The organism is Streptomyces sp. NPDC093065, assembly GCF_044754585.1.
Lineage (GTDB): Bacteria > Actinomycetota > Actinomycetes > Streptomycetales > Streptomycetaceae > Streptomyces.
The window spans coordinates 118,382-139,749 of record NZ_JBIVPJ010000013.1 but is presented as its reverse complement, the minus strand read 5'-3'; the positions used below and the strand labels follow the sequence as shown (position 1 = coordinate 139,749).

Genomic DNA, 21,368 nt, shown 5'->3' with positions numbered 1-21,368 from the left:
CCGGCCTGCCTGCTGTCGACGGGCAGGGCGGCCCCGTGCTGATGGATGGGTCAGGCGGCGGTGCCGGTGAGGATCGCGGTCATGGCCCGCAGGTCCTTCACCCCGGCCTCGCTGATGGGCAGGCCGTAGGAGCGCTCGAACTCGGCGTCCAGCTCGGCCAGTCCGACCTTGGCGGCGGCGGCGCGCAGCTCGGCCTCGGCGGCCTGCGCGTCGGTCACCGGGTCGGCGGCGGGCGTCTCGACGACCTCCGCGTCCACCACGCCGTCGGGCGCGTCGTCGGCGGGAGCAGCCGCAGTCTGTGCGGGGAGCGCCTTGCCGAGACGGGTCAGGTAGTCCCGGACCATCTCCCACTCGCTGCTGTCCGGGGCCTTGATGACTGCGTGGAGCAGGTCCGCGTTCTTCGCATCGGCCCACCGCTGCTTCACGTCGCCACGATGCGTGGCCTGCGCGGCAGCGTCGACGATGGCCTGGCCTTCCGGGTGTGTGACGATGCACTCCGGGTCGACGACCAGCGTCCCCTTCGGCTGCGGGGCGGGCGCCGCCCACGGGTCGCCCTCGCCCGGCTGGACGCGGCGCAACTGCTGCACCTCTGCCTCGACCGGCACGCCCTCAGCGTCGACGTTCGCCCCCAGCTCCTCCGGGGTGTAGTGCATCCCCGACAGAGCCTCCTCGCAGGCGTCGCGGGCCACCTCAGTGATCGCACGGGCCTTGAGCATCGCGGCCGGGTAGTTCCGCCACACCTGCTTGCGGGCGAGGCCGGCCTGCTCGGCGCGGGCCATCGTCCACCGCACCTCGAACGTGAAGTCCGGGTCGTCGGCGCGGACGATCTGAGCCACGGCCTCCTGGTCGTTGCCGCGAACCCGGAGCTTGTGGCCGGCGCGCCGGACGAGTGCGGAGATGAGCGCGGAGGAGGCGGAGGGCTTGCCCTCGATGACGTGGATGCCGGTGATGGCGGCCATGGGGTGGAGGCCGAGGGACTCGGCGTACTCCAGGGCGTAGAGGAGGTTGGCGGGCTGCTTGCGGTACTGGCCGGGCAGCATGCCGGATTCGGCGAGGGCCTTGGCGTACTGCATCTTCTCGGGCAGGGACGCCGACGGGGCGGTCTGGTGCTTGACGATTTCGGCGCTCACGGGCGCACGTCCTCTCCGGTGGTGGTCAGGCTGGTGGTGAAAAACCGGCAGCCCGCGTTGTCGTGCTGGTGGATGTGGCCGCGGTCGCGGAGGGTGGCGAGGTCGCGGCGGGCGGCGGGGATACCGAGGCCCTGATAGCCGTTGGCCTTGTACCAGCGGACGACCGTGCCGGACTTCCAGTGGCCGCCCTGGGCGGCCATGGCGTACAGCAGCTGTGCGCGGCGTGTGGTGTCGGCAGCAACCTCGGGGTCCGGTGCCGGGGCGGCCGGGGCGGTCTCGGTGTTGATGGCCGCGCGGGCGGCGGACGCCTCCAGTTCGAGGAACCGGCGGATGGCGTCCTTGCTGACCGTCTTGTGCGCGGTCAGCTTCAGGCGGCCGTCCAGCTTCTCTGCCAGGGCGGTGAGCGCCTCGGCCCGGCAGCGAGCGTCGTGCTCAGCGAGGAACGCTCGGGCGCCGTCCTCGTACATGGATCCGGCCTCGCGGAGGCACTGCACGATGTACTCGGTCCGGTCGGCGGGCCTCATGCGGCACCTGCCTCACTGCGCGCCGAGGAACAGACCGTCCGGCCCACCACGTACGACGGCCGCAGCCACAGGCACGACTCCAGGTCCCAGCCGTACAAGTCCGGGCCCGACCGAGGCAGGCGCGTCGCCCACTGCCCTCGGTCGGTCAGGTAGACGCCGTCCCAGCCGTCGGTGGCCAACGCCTCCCAGTCCGGGTAACGGCTCCCGTCATCGGCCGGGTAGGCGTCGACGATCGCGGCCAAATGCGCCTGATCGTCGATCAGCAGCAGCCGAGCGCTGCCGACCGGCCAGACCTCGGTGAGCAGCGCCTCACTGGTGTCTGCTTCGAGGTTGGTCCGACGCCACTCCAGCCAAGCGCTGTCCGTGGGTGTCCCGTCGGCGCGGGTGCCGAGGACCGGCGACGTCCACAGGCCACCGCCGAACGGCTTGACCCAGCCGCGCCCGATGTTGCGGATGGCACGCCAGTTGGCAGGGTTGGCCGTCAACTGAACGTCGTGGTCGGTGCTGTGGGCGTATGCCTGCGGGGGCAGGGCGGCGGCGGTGATGGTCGCGAGGCTCATGCGGCGGCACCGCCCTCGCGCTGCGCCGGGATCGACGCGACCGGAGCAGCCGGAGCCGCCGCCCGCAGACGATCCGCCAGCGCGGCCACCGCGTCCCCGTACACCGGGATCTCGTAGCCCAGCAGCGACGTCAGCCGCTCCACGAGCAGCTGCTCCGGCCGCCACCCGTCGTGCCGGTGCTGGCGGGCGGACTCCCGGTCCTCCTCGATGTCCGCCAGGAGGTCCATCAGGTCCGGGTTGTCGGCCAGGGTCTGGATGACCTCGACCAGGTAGGACTCCACGTCGAGCATCACGCCGGTCGGGATACGGCGGACGTGGATCCGGGTGGGGCCGGTAACGGCCGGCTTGCGGAACAGGCGGTGCAGGTACAGGCGGATGCGGTTCACGACTGCCCTCCGTGGCGGTAGCGGTCGGCGAGGTTGGCGAGGAGAGTCGGCGCGTCCACGAAGATGAAGGCCAGGAACACGGCCCAGATCGAGGAGCCCCACAGGAGCCAGGTCACGACGACTCACCCGCCTCGGCGTCGGGGCCGGGCGCGGTGTTGTGCGCGTGCTGCGCCTCGGCGATCAGCCGCCACGTGCCGCACGTTTTCTCGACCTCGGCCAGCGCCGTCTCGGCGGTGGCGTGGGTGATGGCGGACGCGGCCAGCTCGTCGAGGAAGTCCGTCAGGTCCTCGTGGTCCATGAGCCGGGCCCACGGCAGCGCGGGCGGGTACGAGGAGCCCGCGGCGGGCTGCTGCGCGGCCTCCAGCTCAGCGACGCGGTCCTGCGCGGTACGCAGCAGCCGGTCCAGCGTGTTCGCGCGGGCCAGCTGCGCCTCGAACTTCGCGCGCAGCTCCCCGACCTCACCGACACCGGTGTCGACCGAGATGCTGCCCTTGTAGCCCTGGCCCCGCATACCGGAGTACGCCTGCTCCGCCGCGTACACGGCATCGTCGTAGTCCTCGGCCACCACCTCACCCGCGAGGGCGAAGCTGCGGGGGCCGGTCTTCGCGGCCGGGCCCGCCGGCATCGGCAGCACATCCGCCGACCCCGCGATCCCACGCGCCGCCAACTCGTCCAGCGTCGCCATCACGAACTCCGGGCACTGGCAGACGTCAGCCAGCGCGTACAGGGCGATCCCGCCCGACGTCACCGTGCGCCGCGTCCAGCACGCGCCGTCCTTCGTGTTGATCACCAGCGGGGCACTCACGCCGCACCGCCCGTCTCGGCCAGCGCCGGGATCCCACGCTCGGCACGGAACTCGGCGATGGCCTTGTCGCAGCACACCGGCTCGCCCTCCACCGAGTGCTCGTCGACGTTGGTCGACGCGTCGGCCGCCTCCTCGGCGGTCAGCACCTCCCAGCCGTAGCCGCAGTGCGAGCACGTGTGCGTCTCCGTGCACGTGACCGTCACGTCCTCGACCTGCGGGCGGTGCCGCAGCTCGGCGGCGATCTCCTCGCAGCGGCGCCGGTAGTCGCCCTCGATGTCGCGGCTGATCAGGCTGTCGCTCATGGACAGGGCGCTGAAGCCGAGGCTGCCCAGACGGCGCGGCAGGACCGCGACCGTGATGGTCGGCGTCGGCGGGGCGATGAACTCGGCGATCTCGTCGAGCCCGGTCAGTCCGAGGTCGGCGGGGCGGCGCAGCTTGACGGTGACCATCACGCGCCACTCGTCACGGGTCGTCTTCTTCATGCCGCCACCTGCGCGCTCTCCGCCACCGGCAGCGCCGTCGCGACCTCGACCCGCACGTCGCGCCACACCGAGGACACCGAGTAGCCGCAGACCGACTGCCCGGTCCGCTCGTACGGGCCGTCGGCCACAACGCTGCCGCCGACGATCGCGGCCACCGCGTTCAGCAGCTCCAGCCCGCCGTCGTGGGCGAACCCGTACAGGCTCGGGGTGGTCCGGGAGATGCTCCACGAGACGGACTCGGAGAGCTCGGGGTGCTCCTCCAGGAGCTGCACCAGCGCGACAGCCGCGCCGTGCTGAGAGATAGGGTTGGTCTTCAAGGTGACCTCTTCCTTGCTTGGTTGGTCGCCGAGTCGTAGGTCCGCCAGGCCGGGCAAGTCGGGCGGGCCTTCGGCGTTGATGGGGTCAGGCGGCGTCGACCGCGGCCTCCGCCGCAGCAACTACGTACGGCCGATGCAGCACCGCGAGACGACCGATCTCCGACGCGGACAGCCGGCACTCCGGGCAGTCCCGCATCGGGCTGATCTCGTGCTCACACGCCGCGTGCATGCCGGCGGCAAGGATCTCCTCAGGCGTCCGGCAGACCCGCCGGCTCATGCCGCAGGGGCCTTCGCGTACGTCCGGCCGACGGTGCCCCACGGCAGGACGCCGGCCGTGATGTCGGCGACGTCGCAGTCCAGAGCCGCTGCGGCCTTGCGCTGGAAGCGGGGGCCTGCGTTGACGTGGCCGTTCTCGATCTGGGAGACGTAGGCCGGGGCGTATCCGGTGGCGTTGGCGAACTCGGTCTGGGTCATCCCGGTGAGTTCGCGGCGGCGTCGGATCTCCGGCCCGTCGGTTCGAAGTGGCATGCGTGAAGCCTTACAGAATCTCTAGAGATTCGCAAGTACTTCTGCTGTGCGCCTTGCGTGCGCCCCGGCATGCGCCCGTCGTCTTCCAGACATCAGTAGGGGACTTGTAGACTTTCTACACAGAGAACCGGCACCATGGTCCGACATGGAGCCCACAACCATGCGCGCGGTCGGCCAGCAGCTCGCCGCACGTCGAAAGCAGCTGGACCTCACCCAGCAGATGGCCGCCGAACGCATCGGCATCACATCGACCACCGTCAGCGCAGTCGAGCGCGGCATCAACGAGATCCAGCGCTCGAAGCGCGCGGACTGGGAACGCGGCCTCGACCTCGCCTCCGGCACCATCACCCGCGCCTACGAAGCCGGCACCCCCGTGCAGGCCGCGCCCCCACCCGCCGAGCCCCCCGTCCGTCCGGCCGACCCGGACGAGCAGACCGTCTGGGACATGGACATCCCCGAGACCTACCGGCGCGACATCATCGAGATCCTCCGCAGCGCGAAACGGGGGCACAGCACTGCCTGAAAGTGTTGGTACTTAGCTGGGGTATAGCTGGGTCACCTCGGGGCCGCGCACCTCGCCCACGACCAGCCGGTCCGGGCGCATGCGCAGCGCCTGCCGGACCAGGTCCTCAAGGGTGACCAGGCCCGCGCCCTCCTGGTTCGCCGGTCTGGTCTCCAGACGGACGACGTGCGGATGGTCTGGGCGCAGTTCCGCCGAGTCCTCGGCCAGCACGATGCGCTCGTCCGGTCCGACGAGCCCGAGCAGGGCACTGAGCAGCGTCGTCTTGCCACTGCCCGTGCCGCCGCTGACGAGGAATGACAGTCTGGCCCGTACCAGAGCGCGCAGCACGCGGTCGCCGCCGGGCGGCACGGTGCCCGCCGCCGTCAGCTCGTCGAGCGTGAACGCGCGCGGCCTCACCACCCGCAGCGACAGGCAGGTGCAGTCGACGGCGACCGGTGGCAGCACCGCGTGCAGCCGGGTGCCGTCGGGCAGCCTGGCGTCCACCCAGGGCCGGGCGTCGTCGAGCCGGCGCCCGGCGACGGCGGCGAGACGCTGCGCGAGCCGTCGTACCGCCCCGGCGTCCGGGAAGGCGACCGGCGCCAGCTCCAGGCCACCTCCCCGGTCCACCCACACCCGGTCCGGGGCGGACACCAGTACGTCCGTCACCGACGGGTCGGCGAGCAGCGGCTCCAGGAGGCCGCTGCCGACGAGTTCCGACCGGAGCTGTTGTGCGGCACCGAGGATCTCGGCGTCCCCGAGCACCCGCCCCTGCTCCCGCAGGGCCTGCGCCACGCGCGCGGGCGTCGGCTCCGCTCCGCTCTCGGCGAGCCGCCGCCGCACACCGTCGAGCATCCCGGGCGCGGCGTGCATCCCTGGCGCGGCGCCCGGACCTCTCTGCGAAGCCGACGCGGGGGCCCGCACGGAACCTCTGCCCCGCCCCTGACCCTGCGTCCGTCCGGAAGCCGTGGCCGGAGACGCAGCAGATGCCGACCCCGCCCATGGGCCGGGTACGCGGCGCGCGGCTCCTCCCGCGGGTGATCCCCCGGACGGCCGGATGGCCCACCCCGGCGTAACCCGAACGGTCGGCCCCTCTGGCGCCACCCGAGCGGGCTGGGTCTCGGGCCCCACCCGAGCAGTCAGCCCCTCGGGCGTCTCGGGAGCGCTGCCGCCCGTTTCCTTCCCCACAGCCCGCCCCGCGGTCCCCGGCGTCCCGCCCGGTTCCCCCGCCACCACCATGTCCACCTCGACCCGCCTTCCTCCACCCGTGACCGCTTCAGTCATGTCCCTCATGGGGCGCCCCCGCCTCGCCCCTGCGACTCCGCCAGCGCCCGTTCCCAGAACTCCCGGCAGAAGCGCGCCAGCGGGCCGCGGGAAGGCGTACCCGGGGGCCGTCTGCTCTCCGTGGCGCGCAGCAGTCCGGACTCGACCGGCACTTCACCGGCCAGGGGCAGGCCGAGCAGCCGGGCCACCTCACGGTCGTCGAGTCCGGAGGCGTACGGCCCGCGTACCGCCACCCGGAGGTCACGAAGGACCATGCCGACGGCTGCCGCCACCCGGCCCGCCGCCGCGACGGCCCGCAGTTCGGCGGGGACGACGAGGATCCCGACGTCGAGCTGTGCGAGGACCTCGGCGACGCCATCGTCGATCCGGCGTGGCAGGTCCACGACCACCGTGCCGCCCCTTCGCCGGGCCGCCGCCAGCACCGCGCGTACGGCCTGCGGCGGTACCGCGACGCAGTCTCCCCGGTCCCAGCTGAGCACCCGCAGCGAGTGCAGCTCGGGCAGCGACTCCTCCAGGGCGCCGCCGCCGACCCGCCCGCGGGAGGCAGCGAACGCCGGCCATCTCAGCCCGTCGGCCGTCTCGCCGCCGAGGAGGACGTCGAGGCCGCCGCCCATCGGATCGGCGTCCACCAGCAGACTGCGCAGGCCCTCCCGCGCGGCCGTGACGGCGAGCGCGCAGGCCAGCGTGGACGCTCCGGCGCCGCCCCGGCCACCGATGACGCCGACGGTGAGGGCCGGACGGCCGGCGCCCTCGGCGACGTCGGCGATGCGGTCGACCAGCCACTGCTCACCGTCGGGCAGCATCAGGACGTGGTCGGCGCCGATCTCGACCGCACGCTGCCAGACCCCCGAGTCGTCCTGGTCGCGGCCCACGAGGACCACTCCGCGTCTCCGCACGGCTCCGCGGACACGCCGCGCCGCGTCGTCCCCGACGAGGACCAGTGGCGCGGCCTCCCAGCCGGTCGGCCACGCGGACGCCGAGGAGGCCGGGGCCGCCGAGGACGTCGAGGAAGCCGGCGCCCCGGTGAGCGCCGGAGGCGTCCAAGGTGGCGGCGAGGGTGAAGGCGGCGTCACCGGTACCGAGTGGTGCACCTCCGGTGTCGCACCTGCGGCGGCGCACAGGCGCAGCAGGTCGTCGAGGAGGTCCGGGTCCTCGGTGACGATCAAGGGTCCGCTCTGCCGCCCTCCGGCGGCGGGCGGCGGGTCGTGCGTGATGGTTCCGGTCATGGTCGATTCCCCCTTCGGCGCGGTCCCCGCGGTCGCACCGGTGGTCGTGATGGCTGGTCGTGTCTCGCGTGGTGTCTCGTCGTGTCTCGTCGTGTCTCGTCGTGTCTCGTCGCCGGTCGCGCGGCCCCGGGGGCCGCGATTCACGGCCGTGTGACGAAGCGGAATCCGGTCCCGCACGAGCGGCTGACATCACATGTCCGGCAAACAGATCCGGCCCAAGAACTCGGCGCGGCCCGAACGCGTGGGAATCACGGTGCAGCGATCCGGGAAATCGTGTGGATCTTGGTCAAAAACTGTGGACAACTCGATGGTTGTGAATATCGACTCACTCGAACCGGTGAGCCCCGTCCGACCCCGCTCCATCCCGCGTACGACTCCCGCAGAGCAGTCCGGCAACTACGCTGTGTAGTCGAATGCGTCCAGGACAAGGCGCAGGCCCCGTGCCGCCACGGCACGGGGCCTGAATCATGAGAAGAACGAAGAAACCCACCCGGACATGCGACGACCCCCGCCGGGGGGGAGAGCGGGGGTCGTCTCCACGGCCGACTCGGGGGGGGAGGAGTCGGACCGGGTTAGCACGGTCGCGAACGATCCGTGACTTCCATGGTGTACCCGAGAGCCTTCTCAGGCAAACCCACGCGCCCCACCTTACGCCGAATGGGCTGCGCCTATGCTCAGGCTTGTGGAAAACCACTCCTCGGCCCACTCCGCGGCCCACTCCATGCCCCGCACAGCGGCCTTCTTCGACCTGGACAAGACGGTCATTGCGAAGTCGAGCACGCTCACGTTCAGCAAGTCGTTCTACCAAGGCGGGCTGATCAACCGCAGGGCCGTGTTGCGTACCGCATACGCCCAGTTCGTCTTCCTCGCCGGCGGAGCCGACCACGACCAGATGGAGCGGATGCGCGAGTACCTCTCCGCGCTGTGCCGCGGGTGGAACGTCCAGTTGGTCAAGGAGCTGGTCGCCGAGACCCTGCACGACCTGATCGACCCGATCATCTACGACGAGGCGGCCTCCCTGATCGAGGAGCACCACACCGCCGGCCGTGACGTCGTGATCGTGTCCACGTCGGGCGCCGAGGTCGTCGAGCCGATCGGTGAGCTGCTCGGCGCGGACCGGGTGGTGGCGACCCGCATGATCGTGGGTGACGACGGGTGCTTCACCGGAGAGGTGGAGTACTACGCGTACGGCCCGACCAAGGCGGAGGCGATCCGGGAGCTGGCCGCGTCCGAGGGGTACGACCTGTCCCGCTGCTACGCCTACAGCGACTCGGCGACGGACCTGCCGATGCTGGAGACGGTCGGCCATCCGCACGCGGTCAATCCGGACCGGGCACTGCGCCGGGAGGCTGTGGCGCGTGAGTGGCCGATTCTCGATTTCCATCGTCCGGTGCGGCTCAAGCAGCGACTCGGGGGGCTGTCCGTGCCACCCCGTCCCGCGCTCGTCGCCGCCGCCGCGATAGGCGCCGCGGCGGCCACCGCGGGCCTCGTCTGGTACGCGAGCCGGCGCCGGTCCACGGCGGCCCGAGCGGCCTGACCGGACCGGGCGGCTGCCCGGTCCGACCTGCTCATCGCCCTTTCACCCGTGTATGAGCGCAAAAGTAAAGAAGTGCGGTGAGCCCTTCCGCTTGCTCGGGCCCAGGAGTACAAAGGATTCAACGGCCCGCGAGACCAAGGACATCCGAAAGGATCACCTCAAACACGCATCAGGCCCCACGGACCGAGCATGGACACCGGGCACCCACGCGACGTCGACCCGTCGATTACGGGCCAGCCGCACCAGGTGACGGGCGAAGTTCCCGACCTGATGGGCACATACCGAGGACGCTTGGTAACCCGGTGGTCATGCCAGCGGCGGTACGAGCATTCGTACCGCCGCATTTCTGTGCCGTCCGTCCGGTTACGCCGCCCCCCGCTGGAGCGCCTCGCAGACCGCCGTGGACTCGCGGGCGCCCAGCGCGACCGCCTTGCCGCAGTGGTCGATCCAGGCGGCCATGCCTTCCGGCGTTCCGGAAACGTAGCCGTCGAGGGCCGCCAGGTAGGCCGCGCGCCCCAGTTCGGCGTGACCGACCTCGGCCGGGCAGACCGACTTGGGATCCAGGCCGCTGCCGACCAGGACGATACGCTCGGCCGCGCGCGCGACCAGTCCGTTGTGGGAGGTGAACGGGCGCAGCGCCAGAAGTTCCCCGTGCACCACGGCGGCCGTCACCAAGGCCGGCGCGGAACCGCCGACCGTCACCAGCTCGGCCAGGCCGTCCAGACGGCCGTGCGCCTCCTCGGCGTCGGGCAGCGGCAGTCCGACGAGCGGTTCGTCCACCGGCTCGCCCTGCCGGCGCGGCCGCCCCACATCGTCGGCGTCGGTCGCGGCCGCCACCAGATGCAGCCGGGCCAGCACCCGCAGCGGCGACTGGCGCCAGATGGACAGCAGCTGTCCCGCCTCGGCGGTGAGCCGGAGCGCGGCACCCACCGCGCGCGCCTCGTCGTCGCCGCTGAAGTCGCTTCGCCGGCGCACCTCCTCCAGGGCCCAGTCCGCCCCGGACAGCGCCGCCGAGCCCCGGACGCCGCGCAGTGCCGCCTCGGAGGTGATCTCGTTGCTGCGGCGCCGCATGATCCGGTGGCCGTAGACCCGGTCCACGGCCTTGCGTACGGACTCCACTGACTCGGCCACCCCGGGCAGGGCGCCCAGGGCCGCGAGCGGATCGGCGTTCGCGCCTGTCGTACTCATGGGTAAGACCCTACGCAAACCCGTGCCGCACCCCACGAATGAGTGGTCTTCTTCACCCCTCACCGACTTCGCGTGCCACGTAAAGCTATCAAGCGACTACCTTTGGTGAACATGAAAATTGCTTTCGTCGGGAAGGGCGGCAGCGGCAAGACGACCCTGTCCTCCCTGTTCATCCGCCATCTCGCCGCCACCGGCGTACCCGTCGTCGCGATCGACGCCGACATCAACCAGCACCTGGGGGCCGCGCTGGGCCTCGACGACACGGAGGCGGCCGGGCTGCCCGCCCTCGGGGAGCACCTTCCACTGATCAAGGAGCATCTGCGCGGCAGCAACCCGCGCATCGCCTCCGCCGAAGAGATGATCAAGACGACGCCGCCCGGCGAGGGCTCGCGCCTGCTGCGGGTGCGCGAGGACAACCCGGTGTACGACGCCTGCGCCCGGCCGGTGGAACTCGACGGCGGGGCCGTCCGTTTGATGGTCACCGGGCCCTTCACGGACGCCGATCTGGGGGTGGCCTGCTACCACTCCAAGACGGGCGCGGTGGAGCTGTGTCTGAACCACCTGGTCGACGGCCGTGACGAGTACGTCGTGGTGGACATGACGGCCGGCTCGGACTCGTTCGCCTCCGGCATGTTCACCCGCTTCGACATCACGTTCCTCGTCGCCGAGCCGACCCGGAAGGGGGTCTCCGTCTACCGCCAGTACAAGGAGTACGCCCGCGACTTCGGCGTCACCCTGAAGGTCGTCGGCAACAAGGTGCAGGGCCAGGACGACCTCGACTTCCTGCGCGACGAGGTCGGGCAGGACCTGCTGGTCACCGTCGGGCACTCGGACTGGGTGCGCGCCATGGAGAAGGGCCGCCCGCCCCGGTTCGAGCTCCTGGAGGAGGCCAACGGCCGGGCACTGCGCGCGCTGCACACGGCAGTCGACGCGACGTACGAGCGGCGGGACTGGGTGCGTTACACCCAGCAGATGGTCCACTTCCACCTGAAGAACGCCCACAGCTGGGGCAACGAGCGCACCGGGGCCGACCTGGCGGCGCAGGTCGACCCCCGTTTCGTGCTCGGCGAGGAGGCCACCGCCCCCGCGTGACCAGCCCCTCGTGACCGTCCCACGCGTGGACCGTCCCCTCGTGACCGGTCCCCGCGTCCCCCTTTCGAGGGCGGGCGGGCTACTGCTTGGCGGCCGGCGCCCCGGGCACGCCCTTCGGCGCCGGTGCGGGCGCGGCCGACAGGAAGGACGCCCAGCCCTTCTCGGGAGCCTTCCCGACGCCGAGGGTGCCCAGCTTCTTCAGGACCTTCGGGTCCTGGGCGTCCAGCCAGTCCGCGAGCTGCCGGAAGGAGACGCAGCGCACCTCCTCCTTGTTGCACACCGTCTTGACGACATCCTCGACGGCGCGCATGTAGGTGCCGCCGTTCCAGGACTCGAAGTGGTTGCCGATGATCAGGGGCGCCCGGTTTCCGTCGTAGGCCCGGTCGAAGCCCTTGAGCAGGCTGTCACGCATCTGGTCGCCCCAGAGCTCACGCTTGGCGGGATCGCCCTGGGTGGCGCTGCCCGACTGGTTGACCATGTAGTTGTAGTCCATGGTGAGCTGCTCGTAGGAGTGGCCGGGGAACGGCACGAGCTGCATCGACAGGTCCCACAGGCCCTCCTTCTTCGACGGCCAGACCTGGTTGTTCACCCCGCTGCTGTCGTAGCGGAAGCCCATCTGGCTCGCGGCCTTCATGAAGTTCTTCTGGCCTTCGAGGCACGGGGTGCGGGCGCCGATCAGCTCCTTGTCGTAGTCGAAGGGCAGGGGCGCCGCGTTCTTCATGCCGGTGTTGGTCTTCCAGGTCTTCACGAACTGCTTGGCCTGGCTGATCTCCTCCTTCCACTCCTCGACGGACCACTCGCCGACACCGCCGCCCGCGCCGCAGAAGTGCCCGTTGAAGTGGGTGCCGATCTCGTTGCCCTCCTGCCACGCCAGCCGCAGCTGCTTGACGGTGTCGGTGATGCCCTGCTCGTCGTTGAAGCCGATGTCCGAGCGGCCCGGGGAGTGCTGGGGCGGGTTGTACAGGTCCCGTTTCTCGGTCGGCAGCATGTACACGCCGCTCAGGAAGAACGTCATCTTGGCGTTGTTCTCCTTGGCCACTTCGCGGAAGTGGGAGAACAACTTCTGGCTGTCCTCACCCGCGCCGTCCCACGAGAACACCACGAACTGCGGGGGCTTCTGGCCGGGCTTGAGGCGTTCGGGGCGGGGCAGGTGCGGCTGCGCCCCGGTGTACGCGGTGGAACCGTCACCGATCAGCCGGACCGCGTTCTTCGGCGCCGGTGCCGCTTTCCCCTTCTCCTTCTCCGGGCCTTGCGTGCCTTCCCCGGAACCGCTGCCGTTGTCGATCGCGCAACCGGCGAGCGACGCGGCGCAGACCGCGGCGACCACGGCGCGCGCGGCCATCCTGTGGGAGGCCATCCTGCGGGTGGCGGCCATGTCCGCCCACCTTCTTCCTTCTCTCGGGCCAACGCCGACGAGGCGATGTCGGGTGCTGAGCCGGGCCGTGCCGTCAGCGCCGTCAAGGTGACACGGAAATGAGAAGGAATTAGTACGACAAGCCGATGAAATAACTGATTCACTCGAATACGCGGAGCGTTACTCCATTCGTGCTAAAAACCTATGCCGCTTCTTTACCTTGAATTACTCTCTATTTACTCGCTGTAATCGAACGACCCTCAGGAGTCGGGACCATGTCAGCCTGCGTCCCCGCCCGCGCCGATTCGGCCCGGACCAAGCACGTCCACCCACCCCACAGTCCGCCGCCCGCCGGCCCCCGGCGCTTCCGCGTCGCGGGCGCCGACGTCTCGGCCGCGATCGCGGTCTTCCTGATCGCCCTGCCCCTCTCCCTGGGCATTGCCCTCGCCACCGGCGCGCCTCTTCAGGCCGGCCTGGTCGCCGCCGCGGTGGGCGGGATCGTCGCCGGACGGATCGGCGGCTGCCCGCTCCAGGTCAGCGGCCCCGCGGCAGGTCTCACCGTGGTCACCGCCGACCTCATCCAGCGCTACGGATGGCGCACGACCTGCGCGATCACCGTTCTCGCCGGGCTCGTCCAACTGGGCCTCGGCTGCCTGCGCGTGGCACGCTCGGCGCTCGCCGTGAGCCCAGCCATCGTGCACGGCATGCTCGCCGGCATCGGTGTCACCATCGCCGTCGCCCAGCTGCACATCGTCCTCGGCGGCACTCCCCAGAGTTCCGTGCCCGACAACCTGGTCGCGCTGCCCGCCCAGTTGGCGAATCTCCAACCCGCCGACCTCGCCGTGAGCGTGCTGACCCTCACCGTGCTGCTGCTCTGGCCCCGCATTCCCGGCCGGGCCGGGGCACTGCTGGGCAAGTTGCCCGCCGCCCTGATCGCCGTCGCCGGCGCCACCGCGGTCGCCTCCCTCACCGGGCTCGTACTGCCCAAGGTCGACCTGCCCTCCTGGAGCAGCCACGCCCTGGCCGCACTGCCCGACGGTCCGGTACTCGGACTGGCCGCCGCCGTCCTCACCACCACGCTGGTGTGCAGCGTGCAGTCCCTGCTCGGCGCGGTCGCCGTGGACAGACTGGTCGCCGCCCGGCCCGCTCCGACCGGCCACGTCAAGCGCTCCGACCTCGACCGCGAACTGCTCGGTCAGGGTGCCGCCAACATCGTCTCCGGGTCGCTGGGCGGGCTGCCCGTCGCCGGTGTCGCCGTGCGCAGTTCCGCGAACGTGGCGGCGGGTGCCGTCAGCCGGAACTCGACGATGCTGCACGGCGTTCTCGTAGTGATCGCCGCACTGCTGCTGGTCCCGGCCCTGGAGCTCATCCCGCTCGCCTCGCTCGCCGCCCTGGTCATGGCCGTCGGCCTCAAGATGGTCTCGCTGAACCACATTCGCACGGTGACCCGCCACCGTGAGGTGCTGGTCTACGCGGTCACCACCTGCGGTGTGGTGTTCCTCGGCGTCCTGGAGGGCGTCGCGCTGGGCATCGCCGTCGCGGTCGGCGTCGCCCTGCACCGCCTCACCCGCACCCGGATCACCCACGACGACGCGGAAGGAGTCCACCACGTACATGTGCGCGGCCAGTTGACGTTCCTCGCCGTGCCGCGGCTCAGCCGGGTCCTGCACCAGGTGCCCCACGGAGCGGACGCCGTCGTGGAGCTGGACGGGTCGTTCATGGACCACGCGGCGTACGAGACGCTGCAGGACTGGCAGAGGACACACACCGCGCAGGGCGGCGCCGTCGACATCACCGGCCGCCGGCCCGGCACCCGCATCTCCGAACCGGCCGAGGTCGACGGCTGCCGCTGCCGCCCCTGGACACCGTGGCGCAACCACCAGTGCGAGCGGCCCCCGGTGGCGGCCCCAGCCGGCACGGCCCCGCAGCCGGCCGCCGACGGGTACCACGGCACGGCAACCGGACCGGCCCCCGGACCGGCCCCCGACCTGAGCACATCCGGCCCCCCAGACGCAGCCGGTACCCCGGGCGCACCCGGCACCCTCTGCGGGCCCGTCCGGGCCACGAGACCGACCGCACGCGAACTCGCCCGTGGCATCAGTGCGTTCCACCGCAACACCGCCCCGCTGATGCGCCGCGAGCTGGCCCGGCTGGCCCGGGAGGGACAACAGCCCTCCCAGCTGTTCCTCACCTGCGCCGACTCCCGGGTGGTCACGTCGATGATCACCTCCAGTGGCCCCGGCGATCTCTTCGTCGTGCGCAATGTCGGCAACTTCGTGCCCCTGCCCGGCGCGGAGAGCGGTGACGACTCCGTGGCCGCCGCGATCGAGTACGCGGTGGACGTGCTGAAGGTGCGGTCCATCACGGTCTGCGGACACTCCGGGTGCGGGGCGATGCAGGCGCTGCTCCGCGCCGAGCCCGCGTCCGCACCCACCCCCCTGCAGCGGTGGCTGCGGCATGGACTGCCGAGTCTGGAGCGCGTGCCCCCGAAAGATGACGAGGACGAAATCCCCCGTGCCAGACCCCGCCTGGCCGGACGCGCACCCGCCGACGCGGCCGAGCGGCTCTGCCTGGCCAACGTGGTCCAGCAGCTGGAGCACCTGCGTGCCCACGAGTCGGTGGCCCGGGCACTGGACGCCGGGGACCTGGAGCTGCACGGCATGTACTTCCACGTCGGCGAGGCCCAGTCGTATCTGCTGTCCGAGGAGGCGGAGGGCGGCGTGTTCGAGCTGGTACTGGAGACGGACCTGCCCGTCTGACCGCCTGACCGTCCGGGCGTCGGTCCCGGGAGAGCCGAGGTGCGGACCGGTGTGAGCGGCGTTACACACGCTGAACCCCACGCCGTCGGCGTCCGTGGGTACGGGTGACCACGGACCACGAAGCCACGAAGGAGACACCGCAGGCAGGCGGCGACCAGAAGAGGTCTAAACCATTTGCCCGTCGACCCTTGTCATCGGCCCCCCGGGTCTGATGAGCTGTGGCCTGGGACACAACGGACAACCCTGAGAAAGGGAGATGTCGTGAGCAACGAATCCTTGGCCAACCTGCTCAAGGAAGAACGCAGGTTCGCACCCCCCGCCGACCTGGCCGCGAACGCCAACGTCACGGCGGAGGCGTACGAACAGGCCAAGGCTGACAGGCTCGGCTTCTGGGCCGAGCAGGCCCGCCGGCTGACCTGGGCGAAGGAACCGACCGAGACGCTCGACTGGTCGAACCCGCCGTTCGCCAAGTGGTTCAAGGACGGCACGCTGAACGTCGCCTACAACTGCGTGGACCGGCACGTGGAGGCCGGCAACGGCGACCGCGTCGCCATCCACTTCGAGGGCGAGTCCGGCGACGGCCGCGCCATCACCTACGCACAGCTCAAGGACGAGGTCTCCAAGGCCGCCAACGCCCTGCTGGAGCTGGGCGTGCAGAAGGGCGACCGGGTCGCCGTCTACATGCCGATGATCCCCGAGACGGCGGTCGCGATGCTGGCCTGCGCCCGCATCGGCGCCGCGCACTCGGTCGTCTTCGGCGGCTTCTCCGCGGACGCCCTGGCCACCCGCATCCAGGACGCCGACGCCCGCGTCGTCATCACCGCCGACGGCGGGTACCGGCGCGGCAAGCCGTCGGCGCTCAAGCCGGCCGTCGACGAGGCCGTCGAGCGCGCCGGGATCGTCGAGCACGTGCTCGTCGTCCGCCGCACCGGCCAGGAGGTCGCCTGGGACGACTCCCGCGACAAGTGGTGGCACGAGACCGTCGACCGGCAGTCCGCCGAGCACACGCCCGAGGCGTTCGACGCCGAGCACCCGCTGTTCATCCTGTACACGTCCGGCACGACGGGTAAGCCCAAGGGCATCCTGCACACCTCCGGCGGCTACCTCACGCAGACGGCGTACACGCACTGGGCCGTCTTCGACCTCAAGCCGGAGACCGACGTCTTCTGGTGCACCGCCGACGTCGGCTGGGTCACCGGGCACTCGTACATCGTCTACGGCCCGCTCGCCAACGGCGCGACGCAGGTCATGTACGAGGGCACCCCGGACACCCCGCACCAGGGCCGCTTCTGGGAGATCGTCCAGAAGTACGGCGTGACGATCCTGTACACGGCGCCCACCGCGATCCGGACGTTCATGAAGTGGGGCGACGACATCCCCGCGAAGTTCGACCTGTCCTCCCTGCGCGTCCTCGGCTCGGTCGGCGAGCCGATCAACCCCGAGGCGTGGATCTGGTACCGCAAGAACATCGGCGCGGACACCACCCCGGTCGTCGACACCTGGTGGCAGACCGAGACCGGCTCGATGATGATCACGCCGCTGCCGGGCGTCACCGAGGCCAAGCCGGGCTCCGCCCAGCGCCCGCTGCCCGGCATCTCCGCCACCGTCGTCGACGACGAGGCGGGCGAGGTGCCGAACGGCGGGGGCGGATACCTGGTCGTCACCGAGCCGTGGCCGTCGATGCTGCGCACCATCTGGGGCGACGACCAGCGGTTCATCGACACGTACTGGTCGCGCTTCGAGGGCAAGTACTTCGCGGGCGACGGTGCCAAGAAGGACGACGACGGCGACATCTGGCTGCTCGGCCGCGTCGACGACGTGATGCTCGTCTCCGGCCACAACATCTCCACCACCGAGGTCGAGTCGGCCCTCGTCTCCCACCCGTCGGTCGCCGAGGCGGCCGTGGTCGGCGCGACGGACGAGACGACCGGGCAGGCCATCGTGGCCTTCGTGATCCTGCGCGGCACCACGACGGAGAGCGAGGACCTGGTCGCCGAGCTGCGCGACCACGTCGGCGCCACCCTGGGCCCGATCGCCAAGCCCAAGCGGATCCTGCCGGTCTCGGAGCTGCCGAAGACCCGATCCGGCAAGATCATGCGGCGCCTGCTCCGCGACGTCGCGGAGAACCGCCAGGTCGGCGACGTCACGACGCTGGCGGACTCCACGGTCATGGACCTCATCCAGTCGAAGCTCCCGGCCGCGCCCAGCGAGGACTGAGCCACGGACACCGAGGGCACCCGGCGTCGCGCACGTGCCGGGTGCCCTCGCCCTGTGGGAGACCCGGGGCCCGGGTAAGCTGGGGAGAAAGCAAGAGACTCATCAAGATCCTCATGGTGCGCCGGGAAGTCTGGTCGGCACGTGTTCCGTGCTGCCCACCCACCGGAGGTTCTCCCCGTGACCGCGCCCCGCACCCCCCGCAAGGCCTTCGGACGGCTGTCCCTCCCGGAGCGCACCTACGTCGCGGACGCGCTGCGCACGGAAACCGTCGGCGGCGTCCTGCTGCTCCTCGCCGCGATCGCCGCCCTGGTGTGGGCGAACATACCGGCGCTGCGCGACAGCTACGAGAGCGTCAGCCACTTCCACTTCGGCCCCGAGGCCCTCGGTCTGAACCTGTCGGTGGCGCACTGGGCCGCCGACGGACTCCTCGCGATCTTCTTCTTCGTCGCCGGCATCGAACTCAAACGCGAACTCGTCGCCGGTGACCTGAAGGATCCCAAGGCCGCCGCCCTCCCGGTCGTGGCGGCGCTGTGCGGCATGGCCGTACCGGCGGTCGTCTACACCGTCACCGCCGTCGTCGGCGGCGGCTCGCTGTCCGGCTGGGCCGTGCCCACCGCCACCGACATCGCCTTCGCGCTCGCCGTGCTCGCCGTCATCGGCACGTCGCTGCCGAGCGCCCTGCGCGCGTTCCTGCTGACGCTGGCCGTCGTCGACGACCTGTTCGCCATCCTGATCATCGCGGTCTTCTTCACCGACACTCTGAACTTCGCCGCGCTGGGCGGCGCGGTCGCCGGCCTGGTCGTGTTCTGGCTGCTGCTGCGCAAGGGCGTACGCGGCTGGTACGTGTACGTCCCGCTCGGCCTGGTCGTCTGGGGCCTGATGTACAACAGCGGCATCCACGCCACCATCGCCGGTGTCGCGATGGGTCTGATGCTGCGCTGCCACATGCGCGAGGGCGAGGAGCACTCTCCCGGCGAGCAGGTCGAGCACCTGGTGCGCCCGCTGTCGGCGGGCCTGGCCGTGCCGCTGTTCGCGCTGTTCAGCGCGGGGGTCGCCGTCTCGGGCGGGGCGCTGGCCGACGTCTTCACCAAGCCGGAGACCCTCGGTGTGGTGCTCGGGCTCGTCGTCGGAAAGACACTGGGCATCTTCGGCGGCACCTGGCTGACCTCGCGCTTCACCAGGGCCTCGCTCAGCGACGACCTCGCGTGGGCCGACGTGTTCGCGGTGGCCACCCTGGCCGGAATCGGGTTCACCGTCTCGCTGCTCATCGACGAGCTGGCCTTCGAGGGCGACAGGCTGCTGACCGACCAGGTCAAGGCCGCCGTCCTGACCGGCTCCCTGATCGCGGCGGCGCTGGCCACCGTGCTGCTGAAGGTACGGAACGCGAAGTACCGGGGGATGGTCGCGGAGGAGGAGCGCGACGACGACCTCAGCGGTGTGCCGGACATCTACGAGGAGGACGACCCGGCGTACCACCTTCGCATGGCTGCCGTCCACGAGAAGAAGGCCGCCGAGCACCGGCGGATCGCCGAGGAGATGGAGTCGGCACGGCTTGCCGAAGTGGCGGGCGGGGCAGGCGATCAGGACGACCGTCCGGCATGATCTGACGAGACGGTACAAAAGACGGAACCGTACTCAGACGAGCCAGCAGAAGAGGGAGACCGCGATGAGCGCACCCGACGGCAGCCCGGTCGGCACCGAACGCAGCATCGGCCAGCTGTTCGCCTCGGCGACCACCGAAATGTCGGCGCTCGTGCACGACGAGATCGCACTGGCGAAGGCCCAGCTGAGGCAGGACGTCAAGCGCGGGGCGACGAGCGGCGGCGCGTTCTCCGCCGCGGGCCTGCTCCTGGTGTTCTCGCTGCCGATGCTGAGCTTCGCGCTGGCCTACGGCATCCGGACCTGGAGCCACTGGAACCTCGCGGTCTGCTTCCTGCTGTCCTTCGCGGCCAACGTGCTGGTCGCGGGCCTCCTCGCGCTGATTGGCATCGTCTTCGCGAAGAAGGCCAAGAAGGGGCGCGGCCCGCAGAAGGTCGCCGCCTCGGTGAAGCAGTCGGCGGGCGTGCTCCAGAACGCCAAGCCGCACCCGCGTCCGGAACTGCCCGCGGACCGGTCCCCCGAAGCGATCGAGGCTGTGGCACGCTCGACCTCATGACGGGCTCCACCACCCCTTTGGGGCAATCCCCCTCGGCGCAGCACCCCACGTCGGTCGTCCGGCTCGGCATCCCGGGCGGACCCGAGGTGGTCCACCGGGACGTCGCGGCCAACGGTGCCCGGTTCCACATCGCCGAGCTGGGCGACGGGCCGCTGGTGCTGCTGCTGCACGGCTTCCCGCAGTTCTGGTGGACCTGGCGGCACCAGCTGGTGGCGCTCGCCGACGCCGGTTTCCGCGCGGTCGCCATGGACCTGCGCGGCGTCGGCGGCAGCGACCGCACCCCGCGCGGCTACGACCCGGCGGGACTCGCCCTCGACATCACCGGCGTGATCCGTTCCCTCGGCGAGCCGGACGCCGCGCTGGTCGGCCACGACCTCGGCGGCTACCTGGCCTGGACGGCCGCCGCGATGCGGCCCAAGCTCGTACGGCGGCTCGCGGTGTCCTCCATGCCGCATCCCCGGCGCTGGCGCTCGGCCATGCTCGGGGACGTCCGCCAGAGCCGGGCGGGCTCCTACATCTGGGGCTTCCAGCGCCCCTGGGTGCCGGAGCGTCAACTGACCGCGGACGACGGCGCGCTGGTGGGCCGGCTGCTCCACGACTGGTCCGGGCCGCGGCTCCTCGACGACGAGGCGGTGGCGGCGTACCGGCGTGCCATGTGCATCCCCTCCACGGCGCACTGCTCGGTCGAGCCGTACCGCTGGCTGGTGCGCTCCCTGGCCCGTCCGGACGGCATCCAGTTCTACCGGCGCATGAAGCGGCCGGTGCGCGTGCCGACCCTGCATCTGCACGGCTCCCTGGACCCCGTGATGCGGACGCGGAGCGCCGCCGGGTCGGGGCAGTATGTCGAAGCGCCGTACCGCTGGCGGCTGTTCGACGGGCTCGGACACTTCCCGCACGAAGAGGATCCGGTCGCCTTCTCGACCGAACTGATCAACTGGCTGAAGGATCCCGAACCCGATCGGTGACCGAACGGTCGGCGGTCGGTCACCGAACGGGTGCGCCCGGTATCCGAACCGGAATGGTCGTCCTATGAACGGCCACTTGCCCGGCGCATAGGCCAATTGGGGGCCTCGGGAACGGTTATCGACCTTGGGGTGGGGGCACACGTCCGGGTATGGGCTGGACGCACGACTACAGTGACGTAGCACGCGACGGCCGCTCCACGAGCGGCGTGAGCAGTACCCACCGACGCGGCGGCACCCCGCAACTCGCGGGTGCGGACCTACGGGTGGGCATTCCGCGCATCCTGCGCCGCCGGGCCCGCTGGGTCTCCGTACGCCTGCGCCATCCACGGACCTGAGGCCGAGACACCGGGCCGCCGCCCC

General features: G+C 71.1%; 21 protein-coding genes and 1 pseudogene. 9 read left to right on the top strand and 13 right to left on the bottom strand.

Annotated elements, in window-relative coordinates:
* Positions 1-50: 50 nt before the first annotated feature.
* From ACIQFU_RS22860 to ACIQFU_RS22820, 9 genes are all read right to left on the bottom strand, one after another.
* A complete protein-coding gene (locus ACIQFU_RS22860) occupies positions 51-1,130 on the bottom strand; it encodes a hypothetical protein (protein WP_402553950.1) in 1,080 nt (359 codons plus the stop codon).
* The gene (locus ACIQFU_RS22855) at positions 1,127-1,654 is read right to left on the bottom strand and encodes a hypothetical protein (RefSeq protein ID WP_402553948.1); all 528 of its coding nucleotides are present in this window, start codon (positions 1,652-1,654) and stop codon (positions 1,127-1,129) included. Before ACIQFU_RS22855 ends, ACIQFU_RS22860 begins: the two co-directional genes overlap by 4 nt.
* Positions 1,651-2,214: a hypothetical protein gene (locus tag ACIQFU_RS22850; RefSeq protein ID WP_402553946.1), complete on the bottom strand. Its 564-nt coding sequence runs from the start codon at positions 2,212-2,214 to the stop codon at positions 1,651-1,653. The genes ACIQFU_RS22855 and ACIQFU_RS22850 overlap by 4 nt, the downstream gene beginning before the upstream one ends.
* A complete protein-coding gene (locus ACIQFU_RS22845; RefSeq protein WP_402553944.1) occupies positions 2,211-2,600 on the bottom strand; it encodes a hypothetical protein in 390 nt (129 codons plus the stop codon). Before ACIQFU_RS22845 ends, ACIQFU_RS22850 begins: the two co-directional genes overlap by 4 nt.
* Before the next feature lie 112 nt (positions 2,601-2,712).
* A complete protein-coding gene (locus ACIQFU_RS22840; protein WP_402553942.1) occupies positions 2,713-3,405 on the bottom strand; it encodes a hypothetical protein in 693 nt (230 codons plus the stop codon).
* Positions 3,402-3,887: a hypothetical protein gene (locus ACIQFU_RS22835; RefSeq protein ID WP_402553941.1), complete on the bottom strand. Its 486-nt coding sequence runs from the start codon at positions 3,885-3,887 to the stop codon at positions 3,402-3,404. Before ACIQFU_RS22835 ends, ACIQFU_RS22840 begins: the two co-directional genes overlap by 4 nt.
* The gene (locus ACIQFU_RS22830) at positions 3,884-4,204 is read right to left on the bottom strand and encodes a hypothetical protein (protein ID WP_402553940.1); all 321 of its coding nucleotides are present in this window, start codon (positions 4,202-4,204) and stop codon (positions 3,884-3,886) included. The genes ACIQFU_RS22835 and ACIQFU_RS22830 overlap by 4 nt, the downstream gene beginning before the upstream one ends.
* An 85-nt stretch (positions 4,205-4,289) precedes the next feature.
* Positions 4,290-4,481, bottom strand: a complete 192-nt coding sequence (locus ACIQFU_RS22825) for a hypothetical protein (protein ID WP_402553938.1) — start codon at positions 4,479-4,481, stop codon at positions 4,290-4,292.
* The gene (locus tag ACIQFU_RS22820) at positions 4,478-4,732 is read right to left on the bottom strand and encodes a helix-turn-helix domain-containing protein (protein WP_402553936.1); all 255 of its coding nucleotides are present in this window, start codon (positions 4,730-4,732) and stop codon (positions 4,478-4,480) included. Before ACIQFU_RS22820 ends, ACIQFU_RS22825 begins: the two co-directional genes overlap by 4 nt.
* 145 nt (positions 4,733-4,877) lie before the next feature.
* Here ACIQFU_RS22820 and ACIQFU_RS22815 point away from each other — a divergent pair, with 145 nt between their 5' ends.
* Complete coding sequence (locus ACIQFU_RS22815; protein ID WP_402553934.1) at positions 4,878-5,255, top strand: helix-turn-helix domain-containing protein; 378 nt, start codon at positions 4,878-4,880, stop codon at positions 5,253-5,255.
* Between the two features lie 24 nt (positions 5,256-5,279).
* Here the strand turns inward: ACIQFU_RS22815 and ACIQFU_RS22810 are convergent.
* A pseudogene (locus ACIQFU_RS22810) lies at positions 5,280-6,104 on the bottom strand (TadA family conjugal transfer-associated ATPase); the annotation flags it as partial.
* Between the two features lie 416 nt (positions 6,105-6,520).
* Entirely contained in the window at positions 6,521-7,741 is a 1,221-nt protein-coding gene (ssd, locus tag ACIQFU_RS22805) for a septum site-determining protein Ssd (protein WP_402553933.1), read from the bottom strand.
* Positions 7,742-8,411: 670 nt separating this feature from the next.
* On the opposite strand from ssd, the gene ACIQFU_RS22800 reads away from it, so the two are divergent.
* On the top strand, positions 8,412-9,278 hold the full coding sequence (locus ACIQFU_RS22800) for an HAD family hydrolase (protein ID WP_402553931.1): 867 nt from the start codon (positions 8,412-8,414) through the stop codon (positions 9,276-9,278).
* Positions 9,279-9,641: 363 nt separating this feature from the next.
* On the opposite strand, the gene ACIQFU_RS22795 is transcribed toward ACIQFU_RS22800, so the two are convergent.
* Positions 9,642-10,466, bottom strand: a complete 825-nt coding sequence (locus ACIQFU_RS22795) for an oxidoreductase (protein ID WP_402553930.1) — start codon at positions 10,464-10,466, stop codon at positions 9,642-9,644.
* Between the two features lie 111 nt (positions 10,467-10,577).
* Between ACIQFU_RS22795 and ACIQFU_RS22790 the strand changes: the two genes are divergently transcribed.
* Entirely contained in the window at positions 10,578-11,558 is a 981-nt protein-coding gene (locus tag ACIQFU_RS22790) for an ATP-binding protein (RefSeq protein WP_402553928.1), read from the top strand.
* 79 nt (positions 11,559-11,637) lie between these two features.
* Here ACIQFU_RS22790 and ACIQFU_RS22785 read toward each other — a convergent pair whose 3' ends face one another.
* Entirely contained in the window at positions 11,638-12,933 is a 1,296-nt protein-coding gene (locus ACIQFU_RS22785; protein WP_402553926.1) for a hypothetical protein, read from the bottom strand.
* A 254-nt stretch (positions 12,934-13,187) separates the two neighbouring features.
* Between ACIQFU_RS22785 and ACIQFU_RS22780 the strand changes: the two genes are divergently transcribed.
* From ACIQFU_RS22780 to ACIQFU_RS22755, 6 genes are all read left to right on the top strand, one after another.
* The gene (locus ACIQFU_RS22780; RefSeq protein WP_402553925.1) at positions 13,188-15,671 is read left to right on the top strand and encodes a SulP family inorganic anion transporter; all 2,484 of its coding nucleotides are present in this window, start codon (positions 13,188-13,190) and stop codon (positions 15,669-15,671) included.
* 261 nt (positions 15,672-15,932) lie between these two features.
* Positions 15,933-17,888 (top strand): acetate--CoA ligase, encoded by a 1,956-nt coding sequence (gene acs / locus ACIQFU_RS22775; protein ID WP_402553923.1) that lies wholly within the window; start codon positions 15,933-15,935, stop codon positions 17,886-17,888.
* Between the two features lie 177 nt (positions 17,889-18,065).
* Positions 18,066-19,490, top strand: coding sequence for a Na+/H+ antiporter NhaA (nhaA, locus tag ACIQFU_RS22770; RefSeq protein ID WP_402553921.1), 1,425 nt, complete (start codon positions 18,066-18,068; stop codon positions 19,488-19,490).
* Between the two features lie 64 nt (positions 19,491-19,554).
* Positions 19,555-20,043 carry a phage holin family protein gene (locus ACIQFU_RS22765; protein ID WP_402553920.1) on the top strand — a complete coding sequence of 163 codons (489 nt, stop codon included), beginning with the start codon at positions 19,555-19,557 and terminating at the stop codon, positions 20,041-20,043.
* Positions 20,040-21,008, top strand: a complete 969-nt coding sequence (locus ACIQFU_RS22760) for an alpha/beta fold hydrolase (RefSeq protein ID WP_402553918.1) — start codon at positions 20,040-20,042, stop codon at positions 21,006-21,008. Before ACIQFU_RS22765 ends, ACIQFU_RS22760 begins: the two co-directional genes overlap by 4 nt.
* Positions 21,009-21,157: 149 nt before the next feature.
* Complete coding sequence (locus ACIQFU_RS22755) at positions 21,158-21,343, top strand: hypothetical protein (RefSeq protein ID WP_078582024.1); 186 nt, start codon at positions 21,158-21,160, stop codon at positions 21,341-21,343.
* The last annotated feature ends 25 nt before the right edge of the window (positions 21,344-21,368 follow it).

Coding starts and splice junctions, on each gene's coding strand:
- ACIQFU_RS22855 (WP_402553948.1), bottom strand. CDS start 1,654: ATGAGGCCCGCCGACCGGACCGAGTACATCGTGCAGTGCCTCCGCGAG.
- ACIQFU_RS22850 (WP_402553946.1), bottom strand. CDS start 2,214: ATGAGCCTCGCGACCATCACCGCCGCCGCCCTGCCCCCGCAGGCATAC.
- ACIQFU_RS22835 (WP_402553941.1), bottom strand. CDS start 3,887: ATGAAGAAGACGACCCGTGACGAGTGGCGCGTGATGGTCACCGTCAAG.
- ACIQFU_RS22825 (WP_402553938.1), bottom strand. CDS start 4,481: ATGAGCCGGCGGGTCTGCCGGACGCCTGAGGAGATCCTTGCCGCCGGC.
- ACIQFU_RS22820 (WP_402553936.1), bottom strand. CDS start 4,732: ATGCCACTTCGAACCGACGGGCCGGAGATCCGACGCCGCCGCGAACTC.
- ACIQFU_RS22815 (WP_402553934.1), top strand. CDS start 4,878: ATGGAGCCCACAACCATGCGCGCGGTCGGCCAGCAGCTCGCCGCACGT.
- ssd (WP_402553933.1), bottom strand. CDS start 7,741: ATGACCGGAACCATCACGCACGACCCGCCGCCCGCCGCCGGAGGGCGG.
- ACIQFU_RS22800 (WP_402553931.1), top strand. CDS start 8,412: ATGCTCAGGCTTGTGGAAAACCACTCCTCGGCCCACTCCGCGGCCCAC.
- ACIQFU_RS22795 (WP_402553930.1), bottom strand. CDS start 10,466: ATGAGTACGACAGGCGCGAACGCCGATCCGCTCGCGGCCCTGGGCGCC.
- ACIQFU_RS22790 (WP_402553928.1), top strand. CDS start 10,578: ATGAAAATTGCTTTCGTCGGGAAGGGCGGCAGCGGCAAGACGACCCTG.
- ACIQFU_RS22785 (WP_402553926.1), bottom strand. CDS start 12,933: ATGGCCGCCACCCGCAGGATGGCCTCCCACAGGATGGCCGCGCGCGCC.
- ACIQFU_RS22780 (WP_402553925.1), top strand. CDS start 13,188: ATGTCAGCCTGCGTCCCCGCCCGCGCCGATTCGGCCCGGACCAAGCAC.
- ACIQFU_RS22765 (WP_402553920.1), top strand. CDS start 19,555: ATGAGCGCACCCGACGGCAGCCCGGTCGGCACCGAACGCAGCATCGGC.
- ACIQFU_RS22760 (WP_402553918.1), top strand. CDS start 20,040: ATGACGGGCTCCACCACCCCTTTGGGGCAATCCCCCTCGGCGCAGCAC.
- ACIQFU_RS22755 (WP_078582024.1), top strand. CDS start 21,158: ATGGGCTGGACGCACGACTACAGTGACGTAGCACGCGACGGCCGCTCC.